Below are 14,836 nucleotides of genomic sequence, written 5' to 3'. Positions count from 1 at the left end.
CAATGAATGGTTGGCGTTTTGCGGTGAGCACGCTGGGTGCGCCAGGCACGCCGGTGGGGGACAGCGCGCGGCTCGCGGCCGAGCACGGTTGTCACGGGCTGGAGATCCGGGTGCACCCGGACGAAGAGGTCCACCTCGGGCTGACGGCGGCACGGGCCGCGCGGGTGCGTCGGGAAGTCGCCGATGCCGGGTTGGAGATCGCGTGCCTGGCGGGTTACCCGAAGGTCTGCGGGCCGGGCCCGGTCGTGGACGAGTTGCGCGCCTTGGTGGAGCTGGCCGCGTCGCTGGGTGCGCCCGCGGTTCGGGTGTTCCCCGGTGGTGAGAGGGAGGACCTGGGGCTGGAGCGCATCGCGGCCGTCCTGCCGGACCTGCGGGCGAACGACGTCCGGCTGCTGGTCGAGACGCACGATTCGCATCCGACCGGTGAGGCGGCGTTGCGCCTGGTCGCGCCGTTCGGTGAGCCGGAGCGCGTCGCCGTGCTGTGGGACGCGGTGCACCCGTGGCGGGCGGGCGAGCCGCCGGAACGCACCCGCCGCGTGCTGGGGGAGTACCTGGCCTACTTCCAGGTGAAGGACGTGGCGGCGGCCGATCCCACCCCCGTTCCGCCGGGCGAGGGCGCGGTGCCGCTGGACGTCTGCGGGAAGCTCTTGGCGGACTGGTCGGGCTGGGTGTCGCTGGAGTGGGAGCGGGCCTGGTACCCCGGCATCGCCCCGCTGCCGGTGCCGCTCCGCGCCGCCGCCACCTGGTTCGCCCGCTGGCACCCCCACTAGTCCGCGCGAGTCGAACACCCAGGCCCACCGTGTCGAACCTCCAGGACCTCCGAGTTCACCGTTCGGAACGTGGAACTCAGGGGTCCTGAGCGTTCGACACGCGGGGCGTGAGCGTTCGACTCGCGCGGGGGTCATGGGTTGGGCAGGGTGGCGGCGATGTCCTCGCCCAGGCGTTCCAGCAGCGGTTCGGCCTGGTCGTGGCAGCGGGCGGTGTCGGGTTCGAGGTCGGTCAGGGTGAACGCGCGGGCGAAGCCGGCGGCGGCCAGTTCGTCGAGGTCGAGCGCGCAGCTTCCGGCCGCGGCGACGACGGTGGCGCCGGCCTGCCGCGCTGCCGCGGCCACCCCAGCCGGCGCCTTGCCGCGCAGTGTCTGGTGGTCCAGGCGACCCTCTCCGGTGACGACCAGCCGTGCACCGGTCAACCGGTGCGCCAGCCCGGTCAGCTCCAGCACCAGGTCGATACCCCGACGTGCGTGGGCGCCTAGCGTGAACAGGGCGAATCCGGCGCCACCGGCGGCACCCGCGCCGGGCGACGACGCCGCGTCCACGCCGGTCGCCGCGTGCAGCAGGTCGGCCCAGCGAGTCAGGGCGGCGTCCAGATCGGCGACCATGACGGCGTCCGCGCCCTTCTGCGGGCCGTAGACCGCCGCCGCGCCGTGCGCGCCCAGCAGCGGGTTGTCCACGTCGCTCGCCACCACCAGTTCCACCCGGTCAGAGCCGGTCAAGCTCGGGTGCAGTCCGGTCATGTCGACCGCGCGGACGGCGTTCAGCGGCGAGGTCGTGGCGTCCGCCTCGGCCCCGTCGGCGTCGAACAGGCGCACGCCGAGAGCCGCGAGCAGGCCTGAACCGCCATCGGTGGTGGCGCTGCCGCCGAGCCCGACCACGACCGTGCGGTGGCCTGCGTCCAGCGCCGCGGCGATCACCTGGCCGGTGCCGTAGGTAGACGCCGCAGCCGCCCGCTGAGCCGTCAACGGCACGTCCGCGACCAGGCCGAGCCCCGAAGCGACGGCCAGTTCGACCACCGCCACGCCGTCACGTGACGCGTAGCACGCCTCGACCGGCCGACCCAGCGGATCCGTCGACGTGACCGGCACGGACGTGAAGCCCGCGGTGGCCAGGGCGTCGAGCGTGCCGTCACCGCCATCGGCCACCGGGTGCTCGTGCACGACCAGCGCGGACGCGCGACGACGCAGGCCACGGGCGACGGCGGCCGTGGCCCGTCGGGCGGACAACGAGCCCTTGAACGAGTCCAGCGCTACGACCACGTGGTTCATCACCGGACGAGGAAAGCGCTTTCCGCATCCCCTTGTCAACGGCCCGAGCGCAGGCGGACTGCCTTGACGAGGTGGCGGACGCGTTCAATACTGCTTGGAAAGCGCTTTCCAAGCCGCAGATCCAGAGGGAGTTCCCGGGTGGACAAGATCGTCATCGCGCTCAACGGTGTGACCGGCCGGATGGGTTACCGCCAGCACCTGGTCCGGTCCATCCTCGCCATCCGGGACGAGGGCGGGCTCGCGCTGCCCGACGGCCGGCGCGTCCAGGTCGAACCGGTCCTGCTGGGCCGCAACGAGGCCAAGCTGCGCGACATCGCCGAGCGCCACGACGTCAAGCGCTGGAGCACGGACCTGGACGCGGTGCTCGCCGACGACGAGGTGTCGGTCTACTTCGACGCCCAGATCACCGCCACCCGCGAGAAGGCGCTGACCGCCGCGATCGACGCCGGCAAGCACATCTACACCGAGAAGCCCACGGCCACCACCGTCGAAGGCGCGCTCGCGCTGGCCCGCCGGGCGCAGGAAGCCGGCATCGTCGCGGGTGTGGTGCACGACAAGCTCTACCTGCCCGGCCTGCTGAAGCTGCGCCGCCTGGTCGAGAGCGGGTTCTTCGGCCAGGTCCTGTCCGTGCGCGGCGAGTTCGGCTACTGGGTGTTCGAGGGCGACCTCCAGCCCGCGCAGCGGCCGAGCTGGAACTACCGCGCCGAGGACGGCGGCGGCATCGCCGTGGACATGCTCTGCCACTGGAACTACGTGCTGGAGAACCTGTTTGGCAAGGTCAGGGGCGTGTCCGCCAAGGCGGTCACGCACGTGCCGCGCCGCTGGGACGAGTCCGGCGCGCCCTACGACGCCACCGCCGACGACGCCACCTACGCCACGTTCGAGCTCGACGGCGGGATCGTCGCGCAGATCAACTCGTCCTGGTGCGTGCGCGTCCACCGGGACGAGCTGGTGGAGTTCCAGGTCGACGGCACGGAGGGCAGCGCCGTCGCGGGCCTGCGCCGCTGCGTCGCCCAGCACCGGTCGAACACGCCGAAGCCGGTGTGGAACCCCGACCTGGCCGTGCCGGAGGACTTCCGCGCCGGGTGGTCGGAGATCCCCGACAACGCCGACTTCGACAACGGCTTCAAGGTCCAGTGGGAGGAGTACCTGCGCGACGTGCTGGCCGGCCGCCCGCACGTGCACGACCTGATGTCCGGCGCGCGGGGCATCAACCTGGCCGAACTCGGCCTGGAGTCGTCCGCCCAGCGCCGCTGGGTCGAGGTCCCGGAGCTGTCACTGTGAGCGCCATCGAGGTCCGGCACGACGTCGGGTCGTCGCTGACCATCGGCGACGGCGAGGTCGACCTCGTCCGCTACACCTACGTGCCCGACACCCCGCTCCTGGAGTCGCCCAAGCCGTTCCTGCACCCGATCCACACCCGGGCCGGACGGCTGGTGAGCCTGTTCCGGCCGCACGACCACGTGTGGCACAAGGGCATCGCCTGGTCGCTGCCGAACGTCGGCGACGAGAACTTCTGGGGCGGCCCGACCTACGTCCACGGGCAGTCCTACGTGCAGCTGGACAACAACGGCACCCAGCAGCACCGCCGTGTGGTCGACATCGGCGCCGAGGGGGAGACCGCCTGGTTCTCCCACGAGCTGGACTGGATCACCCAAGCCGGGCACACGATCATCACCGAGCGCCGCACGATCACCGCCACGCTGCTGTCCGACGCGGCGTGGGCGCTTACCTTCGACACCACCATGACCAACACCTCCGGCCACGAGATCGCGTTCGGCTCGCCGACCACGCGCGGCCGGGAGAACGCCGGTTACGGCGGGTTGTTCTGGCGCGGCCCGCGTTCGTTCACCGGCGGGAGCCTGGTCACGTCCGACGGCGTCGGCGGCGAGGAACTGCGTGGCCAACGGGCCGAGTGGATGGCCTTCGCGGGCCGTCACGACGGCGACGACGCGGAGTCCCTGGTGCTCATGGTCGACCACTCGGCCAACCCGCACCACCCGCCGCGCTGGTTCGCCCGGACCGAGGACTTCGCCTGCCTGAACCCGGCGCCGTTCTTCAGCGAAGAACTGGCCGTCGCCGACGGTGACACCGTGCGGTTCCGGTACGGCACGGGCGTGGCCGACGGTGGCGTGGCGGACGCGACGGCCCTGGCCGACTCCGTGTGCGACGTGCTGCGCCGCGCGGACGCCTCGTGAGCACGTTCCCGGGCGGGACCTCGTTGTCGTTCCTCGACATCTACGACGACGCCGCACCGGACGGTGTCGTCGGCGGCAGCCCGCACGTGCACCTGGCCTCGACCGAGTGCTACGTGGTCGTCGGCGGGAAGGGCGAACTGCACACGGTGAACCTCGACGGCTGCCGTGAGATCGCACTGGGTCACGGGACGGTCGTCTGGTTCACCCCCGGCACCATCCACCGGGCCGTCAACCACGGCGACCTCCAGGTCATCGTCCTGATGGACAACGCCGGCCTGCCCGAAGCCGGTGACGCCGTCATGACGTTCCCGCCCGACGTCGTCGCAGACCCGGACCGCTACCGCGCCGCCGCGACCCTGCCGCCCCGGACGACGGAGGCCGAACGCGCCGCCGACGCCCGCAAGCGGCGCGACCTCGCGGTGGAGGGTTTCACCCGCATCCGTGACGCGATCCGCGCCGGAGACCAGGAGCCGCTGCGGGAGTTCTACGCTGCCGCCGCGGCCCTGGTCCAAGACCGTGCCGCACGCTGGCCGGCGATCGTGCGCGACGGCCCGCTCAGCCGGGCCGAGACCGGCCTGGCCATGACCAGCGACCTGACCGTGGGCGTCGCCGGGCACCTCGAACGGGCAGCCGTGTTCCAGGCGCCCGAACCCGCACCGGAACGGGCGTTCGGCATGTGCGGACGCCTTCGCCCCTACGCCGTCGATCAAGCCGTAGCCGACAAGGAGCACTCTTCGTGACCACCTACACCTGCGCGATCGTCGGCACGGGCGCGATCGCCGCCGCGCACGCCGAAGCGGTCGTCCAGTCGGCCGGCCGCGCCCGGCTCGTCGGCGCGGTCGACGTGCAGCCCGACCGGGCAGCGGCCTTCGGCGCGGCGTGGGACGTGCCGGCCTACGCGAGCCTGACCGAGCTGCTCGAAGCCCAGCGGCCCGACCTGGTCCACCTCTGCACGCCGCCCGGTTCCCACCTGGCCTTGGCGCTGGAGTGCCTGGCGGCCGGCGCGTCGCCCGTGGTGGAGAAGCCTCCGGTGCTGTCGCTGGCCGAGTTCGACCGGCTGCGTGCCGCCGAGGCCGAGGCCGGGGTGCCCGTGGCCACCGTGTTCCAGCACAGGTTCGGCTCCGGGGCGGTCCGGTTGCGCCGCTTGCTGGCCGAGGGCGTGCTGGGTCGGCCGCTGGTGGCGTCGGCGCACACGCTGTGGTTCCGCGACGACGACTACTTCGCGGTGCCGTGGCGGGGCAAGTGGGAGCTGGAGGGCGGCGGGCCGACGATGGGCCACGGCATCCACCAGTTCGACCTGCTGCTGTCGATCCTGGGCCAGTGGACCAGCGTCACCGCCGTCGCCGCCCGCCAGGCCCGGCCGACCGACACCGAGGACGTGTCCGCCGCGCTGGTCCGGTTCGAGTCGGGAGCGCTGGCCACCGTGGTCAACTCGGTGATCTCGCCGCGCCAGACCAGCCAACTGCGCTTCGACTTCGAGCGGGCGACCGTGGAACTGGAGCACCTCTACGGGTACTCGGACGCAGACTGGACCCTCACCGCCGCCCCCGGCACGCCGGACGTCCTCTCGGCGTGGGAAAGCGGGCCCGCCGACACGCCGAGCGGCCACACCGCCCAGTTCACCGCCGTCCTCGACGCCTTGGACGCCGGCCGCAGGCCACCCGTCTCCACCGCGGACACGCGGGTGACCATGGAGTTCGTGGCCGCCGTCTACGCCTCCGCGTTCACCGGGAAGACGATCGAGCAGGGCGAGATCACCGAAGGCCACCCGTTCTACGACAGCATGGCCGGCAGCGGCGTGCCCTGGCTCGACGCCGCGAGGTCCGTTCGGTGAAGCTCGCCGAGCACCTGATCGACACGTCCGAGCGGCGTCCCGCGGTGCTGGTGCTGCCCGGCGGCTCTTACCTGCGGCACGCCGATCACGAGGCCGAACCCGTCGCGCAGTGGCTCAACGGCCTGGGTCTGCACGCCTTCGTCCTGCGCTACCGGGTCGACCCGCACCGCCACCCCGCAGGTCTCCTCGACGCACGCCAAGCCCTGCACCACGTGCGTCAGCACGCACAGGTCGATCCACACCGCGTCGGCGTCCTGGGCTTCTCCGCCGGCGGCCACCTCGCCGGAATGCTGGCCACCGGCGTCCACCCCACCGGCGAACCGTCCTCAGCCGACGAGAGACCGGACTTCGCGGTCCTCTGCTACCCCGTGATCAGTCTCGACGGGGCCGACGGAGGGCACCAGGGCTGCGGTGACCGCCTGCTCGGCGACGACGCCGACAGCGCCGCCCGCGCGACCCTGGCCGTCGATCGACACGTCGACGCCCGGACACCGCCGACGTTCCTGTGGCACACGGCCGACGACGAAGCCGTCCCGGTCGTCAACTCCCTGCGCTACGCGGAAGCCGCTGCGCGCCACGACGTGCCGGTGGAGTTGCACGTGTATCCCCACGGCAAGCACGGCCTGGGTCTCGCGGTCGGTGAACCGGCGGGCGCGTGGACCGGGTTGTGCGCCGATTGGCTGGTGGTGCGCTAGGCCGAACGCGCCCGCACCCCGCCTGTACTGCGCCTCTGCTTCGTTCAAGGCCGAACCCGTCCAGGTATGGTGGTTTGCCCGGCACCGGCTCATGGCACCCGTCACTCGGTCGTGCTGATACTTGGCACGCACGACAGGACGGTGGACGGGGTCGACGGATGAGTGAAGCGCAGAGCTCGGAGATGCGGCTGCGCGTGTTGGAGACGGTCACCGACAGCACCCTCCGGCACCTCGACCTGGAAAAGCTCTTCGACGTGCTGCTGTGGCAGGTGCGCGACCTGTTCGCGGTCGACACCGTCACCGTCCTCCTGATCGACGCCGGCGGCCGGCAACTGGTGGCCAAGGCGACCGTGGGCCTGGAGGCGGAGGTCGTCCAGGGTGTGCGGGTGCCGATGGGGAAGGGCTTCGCCGGGCGGGTGGCCCAGCACCGCGAGCCGGTGTGGATCGAGCGCGTCGACGAGTCCACGGTGGTCAACCCGCTGCTGCGGGCCAGAGGTCTGCGGTCCCTGCTCGGCGTGCCGATGGTCGCCCAGGGGCACCTCACCGGCGTGCTGCACGTGGGCAGCACCACGCCCCGGCGGTTCACCGACGAGGAGACCGAGCTGCTCCAGCTGGTCGCCGACCGGCTGGCGATGGCGGCGCGCATGCACCGGTCGCGTGCCGAGCTGGCCGCCGCCGCGATGCTCCAGGACAGCCTGCTGCCCGATCGCCTGCCCACCACCGACGGTTGGGAGCTGGCCGCCCGCTACGTCCCCGGCGCGGACAGCGGTGTCGGCGGCGACTGGTACGACGTGTTCGCCCTCCCCGGCGGGCGCATCGGCCTGGTGATCGGCGACGTCGTGGGCCACGGACTGCCCGCCGCGATCGTCATGGGCCGGCTCCGCAGCGCGTTGCGCGCCTACGCCCTGGAGTTCGCCGACCCGGCGGAGGTGCTCGGCAAGCTCGACCGGAAGGCCAGCCACTTCGAGGACTACTCCATGGCCACGGTCGCCTACGCGGTCATCGACACGGCGACGGCCCGCATGGATCTCGCCCTGGCCGGCCACCTGCCGCCCGTCCTCGCCGCGCCCGGCCGGCCCGCCGCCTTCGTCGACGCCCCGGTCGGCCCGCCCGTCGGCTACAACCTGGGCGTCACCGGCCGGCGGAGCGTCGGCGTCGACGTGCCGGCCGGCTCGCTGGTCGCCCTTTACACCGACGGGCTGGTGGAGCGGCGGGGGGTGGACCTGGACGACCGGCTGGAGCTGCTCCGGCAGGCGGTGTCCCCGGCGCCACCCGAAGCGGCCTGCGTCCGGATCATGACCGCGCTCGTCGGCGACCAGCCCGCGAACGACGACATCGCCCTGCTGACGGTTCTGCACAACTCCGCTCCGTAGTCGTAGCTCGAAAGTTTCGAGCATTTTGGGACGGCTGTGCGCGCAGCGCAGCCCTCCTTTCGCCTGTTCAGCGATCGCCAAATGAGACCAGTGAACGGCGTCGCCGATGGTCTGGGGCTTGACATATTTCGCTGATTGGTTCGAAACTTTAAGCGAGATCAGTTCATGATCGTCCACCGGTGCCGCCGCCCACCCTGTCTCAAAGGAGAGCCTTGGTGATCATCAATTCCGGTCGCCCGAGAATCCGTTCAGCGGTCGTCATGTTGGCGGTGGCGGCGCTCACGTTCGCCGGAGCGTTGACCGCGATAGCGCACTCGGACTCCGCCGTGGCCGACGTCGGTGTCGCGGCTGTCGGTGTCGAGGACGAGGGCGCGGACTGCCCGGTGTCGTTGCCGGGCTCGTTCCCGTCGAACTCGCAGTTGCCCGACCCGTTCACGAAGCTGAACGGGTCGCGGATCGCGAGCAAGTCGGACTGGCGGTGCCGTCGGGCGGAGATCCGCGAACTGGCGGAACGGCACGTCTACGGCGACAAGCCCGCCAAGCCGTCCACCGTCACCGGCACCGTCTCAAGCAGCAACATCACCGTCAACGTGTCGCACAACGGGCGTAGCAGCAGCTTCTCCGCCCGCGTCGAACTGCCCGGCGGCACCGGCCCGTTCCCCGCCGTCGTCGTGCTCGGCGGCTTCGGCGCCGACACCGCCGCCATCAAAGCCGCCGGCGCCGCGGTCATCAACTACGACCCCTACACCGTCGGCAAGGAAGGCACCCCGCGCAACAACAAGCAGGGCGCCTTCTACAGCGTCTACGGCGCCACCAGCAGCACCGGCATCATGATGGCCTGGGCCTGGGGCGTCAGCCGCATCATCGACGTCATCGAAACCTCCGGCGGCAACGTGTTGAAGGCCGACGCGGTCGGCGTCACCGGCTGCTCCCGCTTCGGCAAAGGCGCCTTCGCCGTCGGCGTGTTCGACCAACGCATCGCCCTGACCATGCCCATCGAATCCGGCACCGCCGGCGTCCCCATCTACCGCGGCATCCCCGGCGAAGGCGCGCAGAGCCTCAGCAGCGCCTACGGCGAACAACCCTGGTTCGGCGACGCCTTCAACTCCTACACCGGCAACCCCAACGCCGCACCCATCGACACCCACCAGCTCGTCGCCATGGTCGCCCCACGCGGCCTGTTCATCATGGACAACCCCCACATCGCCAACCTCGGCCCCCGCTCGGCCAGCGTCGCCGCACTCGGCGGAGCCGAGGTCTACAAGGCACTCGGCGCCGGCGCCAACATCACCTACTGGTCCGACGTCTCCGACGGCAGCCACTGCGCCAACCGCACCGAATGGCGCACCCCCCTCCAACAGAACATCCAGAAATTCCTCCACAAGACCGGCACCGCCACCGGCGCCATGCGCATCTCCAGCAAAGCCGCCGGCAACCTCGCCCAGTGGCGCACCTGGCAAACCCCCACCCTGACCGACGACACCACCACCCCCACCACGACGTCGACGACGACGACCACCACCACCAGCACCACGGGTACGACGACGACCACCACGACGACGTCGCAGCAGCCCGGCCCCGGCACCACCCTTGGCGCGGCAGCGAATCGGACCGGTCGTTACTTCGGCACGGCGGTCGCGGCCAACAAGTTGAGTGACTCGACGTATGTGGGGATCTTGAACCGTGAGTTCAAGATGGTCACGGCCGAGAACGAGATGAAGATGGACGCGACGGAGCCGTCGCAGGGTCAGTTCTCGTACGCCAACGCGGATCGGATCGTGAACCACGCGCGGGCGCAGGGGATGCAGGTGCGTGGGCATGCGTTGGCGTGGCATTCGCAGCAGCCGGGCTGGATGCAGAACATGTCCGGGACGGCGTTGCGCAACGCGATGTTGAACCATGTGACGCAGGTGGCGACGTACTACCGGGGCAAGATCCATTCGTGGGACGTGGTGAACGAGGCGTTCCAGGACGGTTCGTCGGGTGCGCGTCGTGACTCGAACCTCCAGCGCACGGGCAACGACTGGATCGAGGCGGCGTTCCGGGCGGCGCGGGCGGCGGATCCGGGTGCGAAGCTCTGCTACAACGACTACAACACCGACGACTGGACGCACGCGAAGACCCAGGCGGTGTACCGGTTGGTGCAGGACTTCAAGCAGCGGGGTGTGCCGATCGACTGCGTCGGGTTGCAGTCGCACTTCAACAGCCAGAGCCCGGTGCCGGGCAACTACCAGACCACGTTGCAGAACTTCGCCAACCTGGGCGTGGACGTGCAGATCACCGAGCTCGACATCGAGGGTTCGGGCACCGCGCAGGCGCAGAACTACGAGCGGGTCGTGAAGGCCTGCCTCGCCGTCGCCCGCTGTGCCGGCATCACCGTGTGGGGCATCCGCGACACCGACTCGTGGCGCGCTTCGGGCACCCCGCTGCTGTTCGACGGCTCCGGCAACAAGAAGCCCGCCTACACCTCCACCCTCAACGCCCTCAACGACGGCGCCCCGCCCACCTCCACCACGCCGACGACCCCGACGACCCCGACCGACCCCACGACGACGACGACCACCACCACCACCACCACCCAGCCCGGCGGAAGCTGCACCGCGACCTACTCGGAGGGGTCGAAGTGGAGTGACCGCTTCAACGGCCAGGTGACCGTGTCCGGCACCGACAACTGGGTCGTCACCGTGACGGTGAGCCCGCCGCAGAAGATCATCGCGGTCTGGAACACCAGCGCGACCTGGGACAGCAGCGGGAACGTGATGACCGCCCGTCCCAACGGGAACGGCAACGCGTTCGGCTTCACCATCCAGCACGGCGGCAACTGGAACTGGCCCAGCCTGACCTGCCGCGCCGGCTGACGGCACGATGACGAGGGGGAGGCCCGGGGCGATCCGGGCCTCCCCACGTCGGTTCGGCCAACGTCTTCAACCACCCAGGTGCGCCACCAAGAAGCCGGCCACGTCACTCATGACCTGGAGTTCGTTCGCCCGGTTGGCGAAGCCGTGTCCTTCGTCCTCGTAGACGTCGTAGCGCACGTCGACCCCGCGCCCCCGCAAGGCGGCGACGATCTGATCGCTCTCCGCCTTCACCACGCGCGGGTCATTCGCGCCCTGGACCACGAACAGCGGCGCGGTGATCGCGTCGGCGTACGTGATCGGTGACCGTGCCAGCAGGAAGTCGGCCTCGGTGTCCGGATCGCCCACCGATTCGGCCTTCGAGGCACGCCACGTCTCCGGCACCGACCGGACCATCGTGAGCAGGTTCGAGGGGCCGACGACCGACACGCCCGCCGCCCACAGCGACGGCAGCCGGGACAGGCAGGACAGCGCGGCGAAACCGCCGTACGACCCGCCCCACACGCCGATCCTGGCCGGGTCGACCCAGCCCAGCCCGTGCAGGTACTTGACCGCGTGCTCGAAGTCGCCCAGCTCGTCGCCGCCGTAGTCGTGCAGGATCAGCCGCTGGTAGGTCTTGCCGTACCCGGTCGAGCCGCGCACGTTCGGCGCGAGCACCGCGAGCACCGCGATCCCCTGCGAGACCAGGTACTGGTAGAGCCCGGTGTAGTTGTACTGCGGCCGTTCCTGGGCTTCCGGCCCGCCGTGGATGGAGAGCACCACACCGCGAACGCCGTCACCGTCAGGCCGGTACAGCCACGCGGGCACCTCGCGGCCGTCGTGCGTCGGGTAGCGCACCAGCTGAGGCTCGACGCACGCCACCGAAGGAGCGCTGGACGTCAGGTGCCGCAGCTCGTTCGTGGCCAGGTCGAGCGCGACCACCTCAGTCGGCCGGCTGCCGGTGGTGAACAGGAACGTCAGCACATCACCCGCCGCCGCCAGCGAGGCGATCACACCCGAAGGCAGCTCGGGCAACGCCACCGGCTCGCCGTCCCGCGTCACGAACAGCCGCGAGAGGCCGTCCTCGTTCACGGTCCACGCCCGCACCGCGCCGGAAGCCACCACCTGCTCGACGTCCCACGGCGGGGTCGACTCGGTGACCACGCCGGTCGCCGGCGAGTACGAGCCCAGCGCGAGGAACTCCCGCCCGGTGTTGTGCAGCAGGAGGAACCCGGAGTCGGTCCACGGTCCCGCGACGTGCAGCCGCTTGTCCTCGTGCGCCGTCACGACCCGCAGCGGCGCGTCCGGGTCGTGCAGGTCGACGAGCCCGAGGTCGGTGTCGGCGATGCTGTGCATGCCGGAGGTGAGCAGCCAACGGCCGTCCGGTGACACCGACACCGCGTGCAGCCTCGTGGCCGGGACGGACTCGACCCGGCGGACGACACCGGTCTCCAGGTCCTGGACCAGCACGTCCTGCACGGCGGCGTCACGGTCGTTGCCCGCGTAGACCACGCTCCGGCCGTCCGGCGTGAACGGCGAGATGTCGCGGAACTCGTAGATGGTCGACCCGAGCACGTGCTGGCAGGCGGCGTCGGTCAGCCGTCGCGGAACGCCCCCGGCGGCGTCGACCAGGTACAGCTGGAACTGCTCGTCCCCGTGGAAGTCGGCCGTGTACAACAGGCTCCGGCCGTCCGGCGACCACGCGACCTGGCGCACCGAGTGCTCGGTGTAGTCCGTGATCCTGCGCGCCTGACCGCCCGAAACCGGCGTCACGTACAGGTTGTGCGGCCCGTCGGGATTGGCGGCGTACGCCACGAACCCGCCGTCCGGCGACAGCGCGACGTTGGAGCGGAATCGCCGGCTCGGCGCGAACTCGCGGTAATCGGCCATGGTCCCCCCTGAGGCTGGTGGGCCGTTCCAGTTTTCCTCAACATCGGTCGCCCACACTGCGCATCCAGGTGATCAAGGGGAGGTTTTCGTGAGCGGCAGGCTGAGCTTTCCGGGGGCGGCGCGGCGCACCGCGTTGTCCAGGTCCGCGTTGGTGTTGGCGTTGATGAGCGTCCTGCTCGTGAGTGGGCGCGCTTGGGGGGACGATCGGGTCGCGTTGGTGTGCTCGAACGACACCGGGGACGACGAGAGGATCAACGCCGCCATCAGCGGCACCCCATCCGGTGGTGAGGTGGTGTTGACCGGCACCTGCCTGATCGACGGCACGGTCCGGCTCGTGGGCGACCGGACGTTGAAGGGCTCGTCCCGCAGTGGCGCCGTCATCCGGCAGGCGCCGGGGGCGAACCTGGACGCAATGCTCGCCACCGACACCTACCTGGACGACGTACCGTGGACGGGCGACCCGGTCACCGTCCGGTCGCTGACCCTGATGGCCGAACGGTCCACCAACCCCACCGCCGGTGACGCCCTCGTGCTGCGGTCCTGGCAGTCGGTGGTCGAGGACGTCACCGTGCGGGACGCGAACCGGCACGGCATCCGCGTCACGAACCTGTCCGCCAACGGCGTCGCGTTGACCAACACGCAGGTCAACGGCCGGATCGCGGGCAACCACATCCACGACTCGGGCGGACGCGGCGTGCACGTGGAGGACACCGGCAACTCGGTCACGGACTGGCAGCTGCTGGACAACTGGATCGCCGACTCCGGCACCGACGGCATCGGCCTGGACAACGCCGCCGGCTGGCTCGTCCGCGGCAACCACGTGTACGGGGTCGGCCGCGTCGCCCTGTGGGCCGACCGGCTGTTCGGGTCCTCCATCGCCGACAACTACCTGGAGGACTTCGGCGAGTCCGGCATCCGGCTGTCGATCCAGGGCGAAGCGGCCTCGACCGTGTCCGGCAACCGGGTGTTCGACTTCTCCGGCGGCACGGGCACGTTCCTGGAGACGCGGGTGAACTACGGGACCGGCAACCTCGCCGTCATCGGCAACACCCTGCGCGGCAACGGGTCCGGCGTCGGCCTGGACTACCAGCGCGGACCCGGCGCCGGGCTGGTGGTCACCTCGACCGGCAACCTGGTCACCGGCGTGACCACACCGCGCCGCACCGGAGCCGGGGTGACGGTCGCCGCCGGCGTCTGAAGCAGCCGCCGGTGAGCGGCGCGCAACGCCTCGCCGGGGCCAGTGCCCAACTCCTCGGCGAGGCGTCGGCACATCCGCCGGTAGGCCGCGAACGCCTCGGCCGTGCGGCCGACCCCGTGCAGGGCGGTCATGAGCTGCGCGGTGACGCACTCGTCGAACGGGTGCGCCGCCGCACGCCCGATCAGGCCGGCCACCACCTCGTGGCACCGGCCCAACCGCAGCGCGGCGTCGACGTGCTCGACCTCGGCGAGGTGCCGGTGCTGGACCAACGCCACCCGCGTCACGTCCAGCCACGCGGTCGTCAACCCCGCGAACGGCTCACCACGCCACAACGCCAACGCCTGCTCGTGCAGCTCGATCCGCCTCGCGTCGTCCGGTTCCCGACGCGCCGCCCTGGACAACCGCTGGAACCGGTGCAGGTCCACCACCTCCGGGTCCACGACCAGCTGGTAGAAACCCGACCGCCGCACCAGTTCCACGCCCTCCGCACCGGCCAGCGCCTGCCGTAGCCGGTGCAGGTAGCTGTACAGCGCGGCGAGCGGCCGGCGTGGTGGCGTCACCCCCCACACCCGGAACACCAACTTGTCGTAGTTCACCGGATCGTTGGCCTCGACCGCCAACGCCGCCAGCACGCACCGCTGCCGTGCGTGCCCCAAGTTCGCCGGAACCCCGTCCACCACCACGTCGACCGCACCGAGCAGTCGCACCTCAACCCCCACCGCGGACCTCCCCGTCGTCGGTGACCCACGGTCTACCAGCGGCACGTGCCGGAC

12 protein-coding genes are annotated in these 14,836 nt (G+C 71.1%); 9 read left to right on the top strand and 3 right to left on the bottom strand.

The window, feature by feature from the left end:
* Positions 1-23: 23 nt before the first annotated feature.
* On the top strand, positions 24-770 hold the full coding sequence (locus F4560_RS17225) for a sugar phosphate isomerase/epimerase family protein (protein WP_312869335.1): 747 nt from the start codon (positions 24-26) through the stop codon (positions 768-770).
* Positions 771-901: 131 nt separating this feature from the next.
* On the opposite strand, the gene F4560_RS17220 is transcribed toward F4560_RS17225, so the two are convergent.
* Complete coding sequence (locus F4560_RS17220) at positions 902-2,041, bottom strand: glycerate kinase (RefSeq protein WP_184921216.1); 1,140 nt, start codon at positions 2,039-2,041, stop codon at positions 902-904.
* 180 nt (positions 2,042-2,221) lie between these two features.
* On the opposite strand from F4560_RS17220, the gene F4560_RS17215 reads away from it, so the two are divergent.
* The 7 genes from F4560_RS17215 to F4560_RS44700 all read left to right on the top strand — a co-directional run bounded on the left by F4560_RS17215 (position 2,222) and on the right by F4560_RS44700 (position 10,999).
* A complete protein-coding gene (locus tag F4560_RS17215; RefSeq protein ID WP_184929206.1) occupies positions 2,222-3,325 on the top strand; it encodes a Gfo/Idh/MocA family protein in 1,104 nt (367 codons plus the stop codon).
* Entirely contained in the window at positions 3,322-4,239 is a 918-nt protein-coding gene (locus F4560_RS17210) for a DUF6807 domain-containing protein (RefSeq protein ID WP_184921213.1), read from the top strand. Before F4560_RS17215 ends, F4560_RS17210 begins: the two co-directional genes overlap by 4 nt.
* On the top strand, positions 4,236-4,979 hold the full coding sequence (locus tag F4560_RS17205; protein ID WP_184921211.1) for a cupin domain-containing protein: 744 nt from the start codon (positions 4,236-4,238) through the stop codon (positions 4,977-4,979). Before F4560_RS17210 ends, F4560_RS17205 begins: the two co-directional genes overlap by 4 nt.
* Positions 4,976-6,073, top strand: coding sequence for a Gfo/Idh/MocA family protein (locus F4560_RS46185; RefSeq protein ID WP_184921209.1), 1,098 nt, complete (start codon positions 4,976-4,978; stop codon positions 6,071-6,073). Before F4560_RS17205 ends, F4560_RS46185 begins: the two co-directional genes overlap by 4 nt.
* Positions 6,070-6,768 (top strand): alpha/beta hydrolase, encoded by a 699-nt coding sequence (locus tag F4560_RS17195; RefSeq protein WP_184921207.1) that lies wholly within the window; start codon positions 6,070-6,072, stop codon positions 6,766-6,768. The genes F4560_RS46185 and F4560_RS17195 overlap by 4 nt, the downstream gene beginning before the upstream one ends.
* A gap of 158 nt (positions 6,769-6,926) precedes the next feature.
* Entirely contained in the window at positions 6,927-8,141 is a 1,215-nt protein-coding gene (locus F4560_RS17190) for a PP2C family protein-serine/threonine phosphatase (RefSeq protein WP_184921205.1), read from the top strand.
* 215 nt (positions 8,142-8,356) lie between these two features.
* On the top strand, positions 8,357-10,999 hold the full coding sequence (locus F4560_RS44700) for an endo-1,4-beta-xylanase (RefSeq protein ID WP_312869334.1): 2,643 nt from the start codon (positions 8,357-8,359) through the stop codon (positions 10,997-10,999).
* Between the two features lie 66 nt (positions 11,000-11,065).
* On the opposite strand, the gene F4560_RS17180 is transcribed toward F4560_RS44700, so the two are convergent.
* Positions 11,066-12,865, bottom strand: a complete 1,800-nt coding sequence (locus F4560_RS17180) for a S9 family peptidase (RefSeq protein WP_184921203.1) — start codon at positions 12,863-12,865, stop codon at positions 11,066-11,068.
* 88 nt (positions 12,866-12,953) lie between these two features.
* Here F4560_RS17180 and F4560_RS17175 point away from each other — a divergent pair, with 88 nt between their 5' ends.
* Complete coding sequence (locus F4560_RS17175; RefSeq protein ID WP_312869333.1) at positions 12,954-14,063, top strand: right-handed parallel beta-helix repeat-containing protein; 1,110 nt, start codon at positions 12,954-12,956, stop codon at positions 14,061-14,063.
* On the opposite strand, the gene F4560_RS44695 is transcribed toward F4560_RS17175, so the two are convergent.
* On the bottom strand, positions 13,949-14,782 hold the full coding sequence (locus tag F4560_RS44695; RefSeq protein ID WP_184921201.1) for an AfsR/SARP family transcriptional regulator: 834 nt from the start codon (positions 14,780-14,782) through the stop codon (positions 13,949-13,951). The genes F4560_RS17175 and F4560_RS44695 overlap by 115 nt on opposite strands.
* Positions 14,783-14,836: the final 54 nt, after the last annotated feature.

Origin of the sequence: Saccharothrix ecbatanensis (genome assembly GCF_014205015.1) — a bacterium.
Classification (GTDB): domain Bacteria; phylum Actinomycetota; class Actinomycetes; order Mycobacteriales; family Pseudonocardiaceae; genus Actinosynnema; species Actinosynnema ecbatanense.
The sequence above is the reverse complement of the archived record's forward strand: the minus strand, read 5'-3'. Positions and strand labels throughout refer to the sequence as shown.

Excerpts from the sequence above, each read along its gene's own strand:
- F4560_RS17220 (WP_184921216.1), bottom strand. The coding sequence starts at position 2,041 with ATGAACCACGTGGTCGTAGCGCTGGACTCGTTCAAGGGCTCGTTGTCC.
- F4560_RS17215 (WP_184929206.1), top strand. The coding sequence starts at position 2,222 with ATGGGTTACCGCCAGCACCTGGTCCGGTCCATCCTCGCCATCCGGGAC.
- F4560_RS17190 (WP_184921205.1), top strand. The coding sequence starts at position 6,927 with ATGAGTGAAGCGCAGAGCTCGGAGATGCGGCTGCGCGTGTTGGAGACG.
- F4560_RS17180 (WP_184921203.1), bottom strand. The coding sequence starts at position 12,865 with ATGGCCGATTACCGCGAGTTCGCGCCGAGCCGGCGATTCCGCTCCAAC.